Source organism: Bradyrhizobium sp. USDA 4532, assembly GCF_024171315.1.
Classification (GTDB): domain Bacteria; phylum Pseudomonadota; class Alphaproteobacteria; order Rhizobiales; family Xanthobacteraceae; genus Bradyrhizobium; species Bradyrhizobium australafricanum.
Genome location: NZ_JALJZN010000001.1, coordinates 5290760 through 5302928, shown reverse-complemented (window position 1 = coordinate 5302928; position 12169 = coordinate 5290760). Strand labels below are relative to the sequence as shown.

15 protein-coding genes and 1 tRNA gene are annotated in these 12169 nt (G+C 65.7%); 7 read left to right on the top strand and 9 right to left on the bottom strand.

Features of this window, described 5'->3' with window-relative positions:
- On the bottom strand, positions 1-579 hold the full coding sequence (locus tag J2R76_RS24450; RefSeq protein WP_253604845.1) for a methylated-DNA--[protein]-cysteine S-methyltransferase: 579 nt from the start codon (positions 577-579) through the stop codon (positions 1-3).
- Between the two features lie 78 nt (positions 580-657).
- On the opposite strand from J2R76_RS24450, the gene J2R76_RS24445 reads away from it, so the two are divergent.
- The 5 genes from J2R76_RS24445 to J2R76_RS24425 all read left to right on the top strand — a co-directional run bounded on the left by J2R76_RS24445 (position 658) and on the right by J2R76_RS24425 (position 3004).
- Positions 658-1209 carry a hypothetical protein gene (locus J2R76_RS24445; RefSeq protein ID WP_253625097.1) on the top strand — a complete coding sequence of 184 codons (552 nt, stop codon included), beginning with the start codon at positions 658-660 and terminating at the stop codon, positions 1207-1209.
- Entirely contained in the window at positions 1092-2285 is a 1194-nt protein-coding gene (locus J2R76_RS24440; protein WP_253626087.1) for a 4-amino-4-deoxy-L-arabinose transferase, read from the top strand. The genes J2R76_RS24445 and J2R76_RS24440 overlap by 118 nt, the downstream gene beginning before the upstream one ends.
- Positions 2286-2394: 109 nt before the next feature.
- A tRNA-Gly gene (locus J2R76_RS24435) sits at positions 2395-2468 on the top strand.
- 70 nt (positions 2469-2538) lie between these two features.
- Entirely contained in the window at positions 2539-2790 is a 252-nt protein-coding gene (locus J2R76_RS24430; RefSeq protein WP_076832446.1) for a DUF3551 domain-containing protein, read from the top strand.
- A 40-nt stretch (positions 2791-2830) separates the two neighbouring features.
- Positions 2831-3004, top strand: a complete 174-nt coding sequence (locus J2R76_RS24425) for a hypothetical protein (protein ID WP_168857621.1) — start codon at positions 2831-2833, stop codon at positions 3002-3004.
- A gap of 354 nt (positions 3005-3358) precedes the next feature.
- Here J2R76_RS24425 and J2R76_RS24420 read toward each other — a convergent pair whose 3' ends face one another.
- Entirely contained in the window at positions 3359-4378 is a 1020-nt protein-coding gene (locus J2R76_RS24420; protein ID WP_057016030.1) for an LLM class flavin-dependent oxidoreductase, read from the bottom strand.
- A 246-nt stretch (positions 4379-4624) separates the two neighbouring features.
- Here J2R76_RS24420 and J2R76_RS24415 point away from each other — a divergent pair, with 246 nt between their 5' ends.
- Positions 4625-5791 (top strand): NADH:flavin oxidoreductase/NADH oxidase, encoded by a 1167-nt coding sequence (locus J2R76_RS24415; protein ID WP_253625096.1) that lies wholly within the window; start codon positions 4625-4627, stop codon positions 5789-5791.
- Between the two features lie 36 nt (positions 5792-5827).
- The gene (locus J2R76_RS24410; RefSeq protein ID WP_253626086.1) at positions 5828-6757 is read left to right on the top strand and encodes a dihydrodipicolinate synthase family protein; all 930 of its coding nucleotides are present in this window, start codon (positions 5828-5830) and stop codon (positions 6755-6757) included.
- Between the two features lie 6 nt (positions 6758-6763).
- On the opposite strand, the gene J2R76_RS24405 is transcribed toward J2R76_RS24410, so the two are convergent.
- From J2R76_RS24405 to J2R76_RS24375, 7 genes are all read right to left on the bottom strand, one after another.
- On the bottom strand, positions 6764-7933 hold the full coding sequence (locus tag J2R76_RS24405) for a cytochrome P450 (RefSeq protein WP_253625095.1): 1170 nt from the start codon (positions 7931-7933) through the stop codon (positions 6764-6766).
- Between the two features lie 109 nt (positions 7934-8042).
- On the bottom strand, positions 8043-8840 hold the full coding sequence (locus tag J2R76_RS24400) for a helix-turn-helix transcriptional regulator (RefSeq protein ID WP_253625094.1): 798 nt from the start codon (positions 8838-8840) through the stop codon (positions 8043-8045).
- Positions 8841-9003: 163 nt separating this feature from the next.
- Entirely contained in the window at positions 9004-9366 is a 363-nt protein-coding gene (locus J2R76_RS24395; protein WP_028339048.1) for a nuclear transport factor 2 family protein, read from the bottom strand.
- Positions 9367-9460: 94 nt separating this feature from the next.
- Positions 9461-9781 carry a cupredoxin domain-containing protein gene (locus J2R76_RS24390; RefSeq protein ID WP_199805199.1) on the bottom strand — a complete coding sequence of 107 codons (321 nt, stop codon included), beginning with the start codon at positions 9779-9781 and terminating at the stop codon, positions 9461-9463.
- A gap of 11 nt (positions 9782-9792) precedes the next feature.
- A complete protein-coding gene (locus tag J2R76_RS24385; RefSeq protein ID WP_057016034.1) occupies positions 9793-10314 on the bottom strand; it encodes a DUF4142 domain-containing protein in 522 nt (173 codons plus the stop codon).
- A 95-nt stretch (positions 10315-10409) separates the two neighbouring features.
- Positions 10410-11099 carry an RNA polymerase sigma factor gene (locus tag J2R76_RS24380; protein WP_076832431.1) on the bottom strand — a complete coding sequence of 230 codons (690 nt, stop codon included), beginning with the start codon at positions 11097-11099 and terminating at the stop codon, positions 10410-10412.
- Between the two features lie 95 nt (positions 11100-11194).
- On the bottom strand, positions 11195-12142 hold the full coding sequence (locus J2R76_RS24375; protein WP_253625093.1) for a LysR family transcriptional regulator: 948 nt from the start codon (positions 12140-12142) through the stop codon (positions 11195-11197).
- Positions 12143-12169 lie beyond the last annotated feature (27 nt).

The following is a 12169-nucleotide window of genomic DNA, read 5'->3' as shown; positions in this document are numbered from 1 at the left end:
TTAAGCTTGCGGCCGGAGTCGTGCAACGGGCAGCAGCACATCAAAAAGGGTCTTGCTGGTGGTCGGCTGGGCGCCCTCGATCGAGAGCAGCCGCCGTTTCGAGATGCTGCCGCCGTTCGGCGAGATCCGGTCGGCATAATTGCCTGCCTCGAGCACGCGGTGGCAGGGCACCATGACCATGAAGGGATTGCGGCCGAGCGCCTGTGCCACCGAATAGACCGCGCCGGACGCGCGCAAGGCGCTCGCCACCTCGTCATAGGTCCGGGTTTCGCCGCGGGGAATGGTCCGGACAAACTGGTAGACGCGCGCGTTGAAGGCCGGGATGCCGCTCATGTCGAGCGCAACGCCGGCAAGGTCCCCAATGCCGCCGCGCAAGGTCGCGGCGATGCCCTCGATCGCGACAGCGACCTCCTCGGGAGGCCGCATCTCGCGCGCGTCAGGATAAAGCTTGAATAGCCGCTTGCGGGTCTCGATCTCGCGCAGCTCGGGAAGCTGCACGCCAGCCACGCCGAGCTCGCCCCACGCGATGCCGCATCGGCCGATCGCCGTGTCGAAAATGGTATACCCACGCCCCGCCATGACGCCACCAGCCCCCACGCGCGCGATCCTAACATTGTCGCCGGCGCGCGCATCCGGAATCTTGACGTTTAGCTAACCATGTCGCGGCCCCTTCTGTGTGACCTCGCCAATTTATCAGTCACGCATCTTAAAGGCTTTGCCCGCTATCTGGTCGTCAGCATGCTGCTCCACGGTACGATCGGCGGAACGATGACCAGCACCGGCGCGGATGGGGCGCGCGGCAGCACAGCCGTGGCCGGGACATCGACCGGGCGTCTTCATCCGCTGTTCGCATTGCTGTTGCCGGCATTGGTCCTGCGCCTTGCGGCCGCGCTCTGGCCCAACGTGATGTATCCGGACGAGATCTTTCAGTATCTCGAGCCGGCGTGGCGGATGCTCGGCCATGACGGCATTTTGACGTGGGAGTGGCGCGAAGGCATTCGCGGCTGGTTCCTGCCGACATTGCTGGCCGGGCCGGTCGCGGTGGGCGGCTTGATTGCGCCGGGGGCGAGGGCGCTTTCCTGGTGCCGCGCCTGGTCGCCGCATCTGCGTCACTGTCGATCGTGGTCAGCGCCTGGTTCTTTGGTGCACGGATTTCGCGAACCCATGCCATCGTCGCGGCGTTCGCGGCGGCAGTCTGGTTCGAGTTGATCCTGCTCTCGCCGCACACATTGGGCGAGCCGTTGGCGACGGCGCTAGTCGTGCCGGCGGCGCTGCTGGTGACCGGCCGTCCGTCGCAGCGGCATCTGGCGATCGGCGGCGCGTTGCTCGCTTTTGCCTTTGTCTGCCGCTTTCAGTACGCGCCGGCCATCGCCGCGCTTGCGCTCGGCGCCTGCTGGATGCGTTGGCGAAACCTGATTCCCCTGATCGCGGGCGGTCTCGCCGCGCTGGTGCTCACCGCCGCGATCGACCTTGCGCATGGCGCCGTGCCGTTCGCCTGGCTGATCGGCAACATCAAGGAAAACCTGCTGCACGATCGCGCGACCGAGTTCGGCGTGACGCCCCCTTCGGCCTATCTCGCCAACTTCCTGATCGTGTGGTCGGCGGCGATCGTGTTGCCGCTCGCCGCGATCTGGCGCGGCGCGCGGCATGCGCCGCTGCTGCTGGCCGTGGCGCTGGTCAACCTCGTCTTCCACAGCTTGATCGCCCACAAGGAATACCGCTTCGTCTTCCTGTCGGTGGCACTGTTCATCATCGTCGCGGCGCTGGGATCGGCCGATTGGGTGCAATGGCTGCGCGCAAAGCCCGGGTGGCGCCGCTGGGCATTGCCGATCGTCACCGGCGGCTGGGCCTTGCTCTCGGTGACGCTCGCCGGCGCTAGCGAGGGGATGCGGGACTACTGGACGCGCGGTGTCGGCGCAGCGCGGCTCGCCGCCGAACTGCGCAGCGATCCGCAGCTGTGCGGCCTCGCACTTTACAATGTTCGTTTCCAGCTGTTGCCAGGGCGGGAACGATTGGTCGGCCCAGTACCGCTCTATGCGCTGGAGCCCGCCGATCCGCTCGCCGAGCTGATCCTGCCGCCGCTGTTGCAGGCGACCAAGCCGACCTTCAACCGCATCCTCGCGCGGCCCGCGGCCGCCGGTGATCTGCCGGCGGATTATTCAAGGCAAAGCTGTGCCCGCGTCGGCATCGCCGATGCCTGCATCTATGCACGAAGCGGCACCTGCGACGCATCCGCCGCCGCGGCTTTTGTCATCAATGACGTGCTCGTGAGGATGGGCCACTAGCGGGGGCGGTGCGGCGATCGGCTCCAATGCGCGCTTGATCCGCTGCCTCCGCCCGGGCTATGGTCCGGCCGGGTCGCACCCGTGAGGTGCGACCTCAAGCATTGAGATCGCGGGCGTAGTTCAATGGTAGAACGGCAGCTTCCCAAGCTGCATACGAGGGTTCGATTCCCTTCGCCCGCTCCAGCCTTCAGGCAAATGTCGCGGGACAGTTTGTCGGCACGGCAATGTATTTGGCGACAGCAGGAGACGTGACGTGAGGTTGCTTGGAGCGCTGCTGCTTGCGCTGGGCGCGCTTTGGATGACGAGGCCGGCATCCGCGCAAATGTATGATCCGCGCTATCCCGTCTGCATGCATGTTTACGGTGAGTTGGTCGGCGAGCGCATGGACTGCATCTTCACGTCGATAGATCAGTGCCAGGCCAGCGCTGTGGGCATGCCGGCGACCTGTCTGGTGAACCCTTATTATGCGCCAAGGTCGGCGCGTCCTCATCGGCCTGAACGATGACTTTCCGGCGGTATCGCGAGCGTTCATTTGAGATCAGTGCATGGCATGGTGGTACTACGCGCTCTTCGCGATCGTTTTGCTCGGATGTTGTGCATTGGTGGTTCGCGCCCGTCGCGGCAGCAATACGCGAGAAGACGAGGAGCTGAACCGGCGGATCGATGAGCGCGTCGATCGGCTCGACCTCACCCGGCGCAATCGCGACAGGGATTCCTGACCCAGTGGATCCGCAGACGGCCTTTCGTTATTATCCCGGGATATTACGGCGATCTGTTCACGCAACGTGCGCGCCTAACGCACCGTACTCGACCTGTTCTTCTCACAACGCGCAGTTATGTTTCCGTAGTTCTCCGCGTTTGAGAACGAAGTTCCGCCGGAACGATGTCGCGGGTTCCGGCATTGGTCGAATAGAGCCGACCGACCTCCGGCGAGAACGGTCGGTTCAAGCCCGCGCCTGGCCGTTCCCTCTCAACAGCCCCCTAGAAGACGGCCGGCGCGGGTCCTTATCCCGGTCCTGCTCGATGTGACGAGGCTGCGCGCCGGGCGAGTATCGCTGACGTTCGCGATGGATTCAGCGCCAGCCCAAAGCGGGCGCGATCTGGGTCAAGATCGTCTCGATCACATGCGCGTTGTAATCGACGCCGAGCTGATTGGGGACGGTCAGAAGCAAGGTATCGGCCTCTGCGATCGCCTCATCCGTCTTGAGCTGCTCGATCAGCCTGTCCGGCTCGGCGGCGTAGCCGCGGCCGAAGATTGCGCGCGTCCTCTCGTCGATGAAGCCGATCTGGTCTTCCTCCTGGCCGTTGCCGAAATAGGCGCGGTCGCGATCGTCGACCAGCGCGAAGATGCTGCGGCTCACCGAGACCCGCGGCTCGCGCGTGTGCCCGGCTTCCTTCCAGGCGGCACGATAGGCCCGGATCTGGGCGGCCTGCTGGACGTGGAAAGCCTCTCCGGTCTCGTCGTTCTTCAGCGTCGAGCTTTGCAGGTTCATCCCGAGCTTCGCCGCCCACACCGCGGTGGCGTTCGAGCCGGCGCCCCACCAGATGCGCTCGCGCAGGCCTTCCGAGAGTGGTTCGAGCCGCAGCAGGCCGGGAGGATTGGGAAACATCGGCCGTGGATTGGGCTGCGCAAATCCCTGGCCGCGCAGCATGTCGAGGAAGATCTCGGCATGACGCCGGCCCATGTCGGCATCGGTTTCGCCCTCGCCCGGCTGATAGCCGAAATAGCGCCAGCCATCGATCACCTGCTCGGGTGAGCCGCGGCTGATGCCGAGTTGCAGGCGTCCCCTCGCGATCAGGTCGGCCGCGCCGGCGTCCTCGATCATGTAGAGCGGATTTTCGTAGCGCATGTCGATCACGGCGGTGCCGATTTCGATCCGGCTGGTCCTGGCGCCAACGGCCGCCAGCAGCGGGAACGGCGAGGCCAGTTGGCGCGCGAAGTGATGGACGCGAAAATACGCGCCGTCCGCGCCGAGCTCTTCGGCCGCGACCGCAAGGTCGATGGATTGCAGCAGCACATCCGCGGCCGAGCGGGCCTGCGACTGCGGCGAGGGCGTCCAGTGCCCGAACGAAAGGAATCCGATTTTCTTCATGCCGGCAATGTAGGGATGTCCGCGACGAATTGCGATCCGTGACGTGACCCGGGGATGACCGAAAGTGTCTACCAGCCGGGAAATTTTCTGCGGCAGATGTTGCTGGTTTTGCAGATCGCGCCGCTCCGCAAGTGCTGCATGCGTGCAGGTCTTGCCGCCTGCGCCGCGGCATGACTTGCGATCCCGGGGCGCGCCGCCTAGCTTTCCGCCACGATTTCTCCCGCCAACACCGTCCCGCAGGTCCCGATGTCGCAGCCGCTTCTGTTTCAGCCGATCACGCTTCGCGGCGTGAGCTCCCGAAACCGCATCCTGATCTCGCCGATGTGCCAGTATTCGGCAACCGACGGCTTGGCCAATGACTGGCACCTTGTCCATCTTGGTAAATTTGCCCAGGGCGGCGCCGGGCTCGTGATGGTCGAGGCTGCGGCGGTGACAGCGGAGGGTCGCATCACCCATGGCGACGTCGGCATCTGGAATGACGAGCAGATCGCGCCGCTCGAACGGATCGCCGCCTTCCTCAAGGACAATGGCGCAGTGCCCTCGATCCAGCTCGCGCATGCCGGCCGCAAGGCCAGCATGCAGCGTCCCTGGTACGGCAATGCCGCCCTCGATGAGGCCGACCGCGGCCGCGGCGATCTGCCGTGGCTGACGGTGGCGCCGAGCGCGATCCCGATGGAAGACGGCTGGCTGATGCCGCACGCGCTCGACGCGGCCGAACTCGCCGCGCTGCGTGAGCAATGGCGGCGCGCCACCTTGCGCGCGGTGGAGGCCGGCTTCGAATTCGTCGAGGTGCATTGCGCGCATGGCTATCTGCTGCATGAATTCCTCTCGCCATTGTCGAACCGCCGCACCGATGCCTATGGCGGCGATCGCGCCGGGCGGATGCGCTATCCGCTCGAGATCATCGAGACCGTGCGCGCGGCCTGGCCGGCGGAGCGGCCGCTGTCGGTGCGGATTTCCTCGGTCGACGGTATCGACGGCGGCCTGACGCTCGAGGACCAGGTCGCGTTCGCCCGCGAAGCCAGGGCGCGCGGTGTCGATTTGATCGATTGCTCGTCGGGCGGCCTGCTCGGCTCGGCGACCGCGGCGCGGATTCCGCGCGGCTACGGCTTTCAGGTGCCCTATGCCGATGAGATCCGCCGCGCCGCCGACGTTGCGACCATCGCGGTCGGCCTCATCCTGCATCCGCAGCAGGCCGAAGACGTCCTGGCCAAAGGCCAGGCCGATCTGGTCGCGATCGGCCGCGAGGCGCTGTTCGATCCGAACTGGCCGCTGCACGCCGAGCTCGCGCTCGGAGGTGCAGGCGGCGAGGTGTTCGCGTCCTGGCCGAAGCAGTATGGTTGGTGGCTGGAGCGCCGCGAGCCGGGCCTGCGCCGGCTCGATGGCCCGCCGCTGCCGTTCCGCCAGAGCTGACAAGAAAATCCGACAACAACCTGGGAGGTCGTTATGATGACATCAGTCGCAAAGCGCCCCTATCGCGGCGTCTTCCCCGTGGCGCCGACCATCTTCGACGCCAACGGCAATCTCGACCTCGATGGCCAGCGGCGCTGCGTCGACTTCATGATCGACGCCGGCTCCCACGGCAACTGCATCCTCGCCAATTTCTCCGAGCAGTTCGTGCTGACCGACGCCGAGCGCGAGACCGTGATGCATACGGTGCTCGAGCATGTCGCCGGCCGCATTCCCGTCATCGTCACCACCACGCATTTCTCCTCGGCGGTCTGCGCCGCGCGCAGCCGCGAGGCGGAAGCCGCCGGTGCTGCGATGGTGATGATCATGCCGCCCTATCACGGCGCGACCTTCCGCGTCGGCGAGCCAGCCATCTATGAGTTTTATCGGATCGTGTCGGATGCCATCAACATCCCGATCATGATCCAGGACGCGCCGGTCGCGGGCACGCCGCTCTCGGTCGATTTCCTGGCGCGGATGGCGAAGGAGCTCGCCAATATCAGGTACTTCAAGATCGAGGTGCCGATGGCGGCGAACAAGCTGCGCGGCCTGATCGAGAAGGGCGGCGCCGAGATCGAGGGGCCGTGGGACGGCGAGGAGGCGATCACGCTGATGGCCGATCTCGATGCCGGCGCCACCGGCGCGATGACCGGCGGCGGCTATCCCGACGGCATCCGCCAGATCATGGATCCGTTCTTCGCCGGCCGGCGCGACGAGGCGGTGCAGGCCTATGCGCGCTGGCTGCCGCTGATCAATTACGAGAACCGGCAATGCGGGCTGCAGGCCTGCAAGGTGCTGATGCGCGAGGGCGGCGTCATCAAGTCCGATGCAGTGCGCCACCCGCTGCAACCGCTGCATCCGGCGACGCGCGCGGGGCTGATCGAGATCGCGCGGACACTCGATCCGGTCGTGCTGCGCTGGGGACGGTAACGGGGGCTATGCGTCCCACGTCACCGGCAAATCCAGCAGGCCGCGGAACGCCCAGCCGCCGATCCGCGCCGGCTGGTGCTCGATCAGGCGCAGATTCTTCAGCCGCTTGAAGATCGCGGGCAGCGCGACGTCGGCGACCATGGCGCGCGAGGCCCAGGCGCCGGCGCAGAAATGTGGACCGGCACCGAACGCGATGCTCTTGCTGGCGTCGCGGCGCACATCGAACGCGTCGGGCTTGTCGAAGTGCTTCTCGTCGCGGTTCGCCGAGCCGAACATCAGGAACACGCGCTCATTGGTCTCGAATGCGACGTCCCTGATCGTCCAGGGCTTTGCGATCCGCCGCGGCGACATCCCGATCGGCGAGATCCAGCGCGCATATTCCTCGAACACCTGCAGCCACGGGATCGTGCCGCTCGTCGCCAGCGCAAGCTGGTCGGGATGAGTCAGCAGCGCCCATACCGTGCCGGCGATCGCATCGCGCGGCTCGTTCTGGCCGCCCGAGATCGCAAGCTTGATATTGGCGCGCACGCTCTCCATCGGCATGTCGGTCTGCAGCATCACGCCGAGCAGGCTGAGGTCGGGCGTCTTGCGCAGCCTGGGGGCCATGTCGTCGATCGCGGCATCGATCCCGGAGGTCGCCGCATGGCACCGCGTCTCGATCGCGGGATCGCCGACATAATTGGCGATGCCGTCGATCATACCCTGCGACCACGCGTTCATGTCCTGGAAGCGCATATTGGTGAGGCCGGTGATCGACTTCAGGCATTCGGCCGAGAACGGCAGCGCGAATGCCTGCACGAAATCGACCACGCCGTCCGGCTTCAGTTCGTCGAGAATGCGCGTCGCGTGGGCTTCGAACTGCGCCGTCCAGTGCGATCTGACCGTTTTGGGCGAGATCGCCGGAAAGATCGCCTTGCGCTCGTTCATGTGCGCATCGCCGTCCTTGCGCATCATGTTGTGGCCCATCAGCTTGTTCATCAGCCCCTCGGGCTGGTGCGATGAGAACACGTCGATCTGCTTCTCCGAGATGAAGATGTCGTCGCGGCTGCACAGCAGCGTGCTGCCGAGTTGCGGCACGAAGGCGATCGGCGCCTCCTTGCGCATGCGCGCCAGCGCCGGGTAGGGATCCTGCCAGAAGGCGGGGACGTCGATATTGAAATGGGGCGCGGTGCTCACGACGTGATCTCGGTTTGGCCTCGGGTTTTCGGACCGAGCATAGGCCGGGCGGCGCGGCCCGTCTGTCCCCACCGCTGGGGACAGCGGGAGACCATCGCCTGGAGCGCGCTCAGTTCAACTGACGCGCCGACGCCATCAGGCGCAGCGCGATCGCGAACAGCTCGTTCTGCGAGGAGATGCCGAGCTTGTCATAAGCGCGCTTGCGATAGGTGAGGGCGGAGTGCAGCCCGATGCCGAGCTCGGCGGCGATCGCTTCCGAGCTGAGGCCGGAGAGGATGCGCAGGCAGACCTCCTGCTCACGCCCGGTCAGCCTTGCCAGCGGCTCGGCGGTCGCAAACAGGATCTTCAACCGCTCGATCGGATCAACATCCGGTGCCGGGTCGCGCTGGAAATGCCGCGCCACGGCCGCCGTCAACGCCGGAGCGACCGCGGCCAGGCGCGCGATCTGCTCGCGGCTGAAGCGGCCTTGCGCGGTGATCTGGTAGAAGTTGACATAGAAGCAGGTGTCGCCGGTCCAGATCGCGGAGGCGAACTTGTCGACAATGTCGGAGTCGTCGAAGAAGATCTTGCGGTAGCCGTCGCTGTACATCCGGCGGGCAAAGTTCGGCAGCACGATCGGCGCAGCCTGCGTCCGCCCCTCGAACACCGCATCGCGGTTCGGGTCGGCCTGATGGAAATGTTCGGAATAGGCGATCCCGAGGTCGCGCCCGGTCGGGATGTTGCCGACATCGAGCAGGCACGCGGCGGTCCGCGGGCCGGTGAACGAGAATACCATGCAATGACCGACACCGGCGACGCGGCGCAGCGCGCCGATCAGGGCTTGCGGAAAGCTGTCGCGGCCGATCGCCAGCAGCGCCGGCGTGATGTCGCTGACGACAGAAGTCTCGAAGGCGTAATCTGCCTTCATGGCGTCCTCCCTGTGTTTCGGGAAGACTAGAGCCTTTTCCGTTCCGAAGGAATCGGAACGGGGCTCTGGATTCTTTGTTTTGACGCGTTTTCCTGGCGCGAACCGGGATCCACTTCGCTCGAAAACGCTCTGGCAGCGACATCGCCGGCGTGGAAGCGGCGCCTCAGGCGCCCGGCACCTGGTCGAGGAAGCCGGTGATGCTCCTGATCCGGCCGTCCTTCAGCATGGCGAAGTCGGTGCCCTTGATCGGGCTGTCGACGCCGTCAGGGCCAAGGCCCCAGGAGAACCGGACATGGTCGCCGAAGCCGTTCGGCTCCCCGATCAGCTTGAAGCGGAAGTCCGGAAACTTCTGCTGCACGCCCGCGATCAGTGCGTCGACGCCCTCATGGCCGTCGCCGCTCATCAGCGGATCGATATAGCGCGCATCGGCGGTCCAGTTCTCGCTCAGCATCTCGCGGCGCCGGCTCGGCGTCCGCTCGTTCCAGAGATCGATATAGCGGCGGGCGATGGTGGCATGGTCGGTCATGGTGCTCTCCTTCGATAGTGCCGGACTGTACGGCGGTCCGGACTATCGAAGGTTCGCGTGCGCCGATCGATTACCTCTGAGGTCATCGCGCGGGCTATGGTGCGATCGTCAGCACCGCCTTCATGTTGGGATGGTAGCGGCAGTAATAGTCGACCGTGCCGGCCTTGGTCAGGACCGACTTGACCGTCTTCTTCGGCGCGATCGTCACGTCGAAGTCGCCGTTCTTCGCGGTGGCGGTGTGCGCCAGCACGTCCTTGTTGACCCATTCGATGGTGTCGCCGACCTTGGCCGACACCTCGGCCGGGGAGATCACCAGATTCTCCATCACGATCTGGATGGTCGCCGCATGCGCCGGGACAGCCATCGCGCCGAGCGCGAGCAAAGCCAGCGTTGCGAGACAGCGTCCTGGCAACATCGCGCGCCTCCTTACTTCAGGCCGGCCGCGACGTGTTCGGCATGCTGCTGGTGGCCCTGGAAGATCTTCAGGCCGGTCTGCAGCAGGCCCTTCAGCTCGGGATTGCTGGCCGAGGGGATCAGCTGCGTCTCCAGCGCGGTGTTGACGGCCTTGTGGTAGGCGACCTCGTTGTCGATATAGGCCTTGTCATAGGCGGCGCCCTTCAGCTTGCCGAGTTCGGCGAGTTTGTCGGCCGCCTGCTTCGACAGCGCCTTGCTGGTGTCGTTGTCCTCCGGCGTCACCTTCAATTTCTTGACGAGGTCGAGCGCCTGCTTGTTCACCGCCTCGTGGTCGCGCGCCATGTCCTTGGCGAACGCCTTGACCTCCTTGTTGGAGGCCTTCTCTTCCGCCTGCTTGGCGGCATTGATGTCGATCACGCCGGCCGTATAGGCGATGTGCGCGATCTGCGGATCGGTCGGCTTTGCGCCCTGCGCCAGCGCAGCGCAGTTGAGGAGGCTGAGCGCGGCGACCGCGATACCCAATCGAACGAACATGGTTTGACACTCCTGTTGAGCCGGGCGTAGCGCGCGGCGCGTCGTTGCTTGCACAGGAGTTGGATGGTGCGGACGAGCAGAGGTTCCCGAAAAATTCAGGCCGTGGCGCGCAGCCGTTTCAGAACCGCCTCGGTCAATCGCTCGCAGCGCTTGCCCGCGAAGGGAAAGGCCTCCATGACGACGGGGCCGATCTTCCGCTCGACATTGTCGCGCAGCATGGTGCGGGCGCGGTGCAGGCGGGTCTTCACGGTTTCCGGCTTGAGGCCGAGGATCTCAGCGGTCTCCTCGACATTCATGCCCTCGATCACGCGGGTGATGAAGACGAGGCGGAACGCCTCGGGCAGCTCGTCGATCGCGTGCTCGACGACGCGCTGGATCTCACGCTGGGCCATGGATTTTTCCGGATCGTCCGTTGACGACAGGGGGAACTGGATGATCTGGGCTTCAGGAGCACCTTTCGGCAGATCGGACCATTCGACGCTGCTGTGCCTGCGGCGCAGGCGGCCGAGCGCCTCGTTCATCGCGATCCGCGACAGCCAGGTCGACAGGCTGGAGTCGCCGCGGAACTGGTCGAGATGGGTAAAGGCGCGCACATAAGCGTCCTGAACCACGTCCTCGGCCTCGTGGTCGTTGCGCAGGATGCCGCGCGCCAGCCGGAACAGCCGGCGATTATTCGCCTGCATGATGGCGCGGATTGCGGCCTCGTCGCGGGCGAGCGCGCGTTGCACGAGCTCGGCATCGCCCGAGCTGGTCGGCGGCAGGGACGTTACATGGGCCTGGCGCATGGCGGGATCGCCCTCACTGTTGGCGGAATAATATCATTGGATGCCGACCGGCCGTGCAGGTTCCCGGGAAAATGGTAATCGGCCAAAAAAGACTGCTACGGCCTGATATAGGCCTCCGGATCCCCGCGCGCATGCGCCTCCATCGCATCGAGGAAGCAGCGCACCTTCGCCGGGACAAATTGCCGCGCCGGCAACAGCGCATGCACGTTGAGCGGCTCGCAAACATGATCGGGCAGCAGCCGCCGCAACTGGCCGGCCGCGACGGCGGCGCGGGTATAGCTGGCGGTGACCCGCAGCACGCCATGGCCGGCGAGCGCGGCCTGGAGCCGGACATGGGCATTCGAACTGGTCAGGCGTGCGCGATCGACCGCGAGATGCTCGACCGCGCCGCCGGGAGCGGTGATCGCCCATGGCGGATCGCTGGGGCCGGTCAGCAGCGGCAGCTTTCTCAGATCATCCAGCGTGCGCGGCTCGCCGAATTTCTCCAGCAGTGCCGGAGCCGCGAACAGGCCGCGCTCGAGCGTGAAGACGCGGCGGATCACGATCCCGGCCGACGGCAGCGGCGTCTCCAGCATCGCAAACACGATGTCGTAGTTCTCGGCGATCGGACTAACGATGTCGTGCTCGACGTCGATCCGGATCGAAAGCTCCGGATAGCGACCCATCACCGCGCAGGCAACCGGTCCCGCATGATGCGCGCCGAATTCATAAGGCGCCTTGATGCGCAGCGTGCCCGCAACCGCGCTGGACATCGCCAGCGCCTCGCTGTGGGTGTCGTGCAGCGCCGCGAACAGCGGGCGCACCTTGCGATAGATGGTCTCGCCGGAATCGGTCAGCCGCAGGTGCCGGGTGGTGCGCTCGATCAGCCGCAGCCCGAGATTGGCTTCGAGACGCTGCACCGCAGCACTGAGGCTCGATTTGGGATGGCCGAGCACGCGCGCAGCCGCGGTGAAGCCGCCATGCTCAACAACCTCGCAAAACAGCTCCCAGTCGCGCCACTCCATGGCCGATTGTCCATCCACCGGTACAGTGTGTCCAGCCAAATCGGATTATCCCGGTGACCGCAATCA

Coding starts and splice junctions, on each gene's coding strand:
- J2R76_RS24450 (WP_253604845.1), bottom strand. CDS start 579: ATGGCGGGGCGTGGGTATACCATTTTCGACACGGCGATCGGCCGATGC.
- J2R76_RS24445 (WP_253625097.1), top strand. CDS start 658: ATGTCGCGGCCCCTTCTGTGTGACCTCGCCAATTTATCAGTCACGCAT.
- J2R76_RS24425 (WP_168857621.1), top strand. CDS start 2,831: ATGGCATGGTGGTACTACGCGCTCTTCGCGATCGTTTTGCTCGGATGT.
- J2R76_RS24420 (WP_057016030.1), bottom strand. CDS start 4,378: ATGAAGAAAATCGGATTCCTTTCGTTCGGGCACTGGACGCCCTCGCCG.
- J2R76_RS24415 (WP_253625096.1), top strand. CDS start 4,625: ATGTCGCAGCCGCTTCTGTTTCAGCCGATCACGCTTCGCGGCGTGAGC.
- J2R76_RS24410 (WP_253626086.1), top strand. CDS start 5,828: ATGACATCAGTCGCAAAGCGCCCCTATCGCGGCGTCTTCCCCGTGGCG.
- J2R76_RS24400 (WP_253625094.1), bottom strand. CDS start 8,840: ATGAAGGCAGATTACGCCTTCGAGACTTCTGTCGTCAGCGACATCACG.
- J2R76_RS24395 (WP_028339048.1), bottom strand. CDS start 9,366: ATGACCGACCATGCCACCATCGCCCGCCGCTATATCGATCTCTGGAAC.
- J2R76_RS24390 (WP_199805199.1), bottom strand. CDS start 9,781: ATGTTGCCAGGACGCTGTCTCGCAACGCTGGCTTTGCTCGCGCTCGGC.
- J2R76_RS24385 (WP_057016034.1), bottom strand. CDS start 10,314: ATGTTCGTTCGATTGGGTATCGCGGTCGCCGCGCTCAGCCTCCTCAAC.
- J2R76_RS24380 (WP_076832431.1), bottom strand. CDS start 11,099: ATGCGCCAGGCCCATGTAACGTCCCTGCCGCCGACCAGCTCGGGCGAT.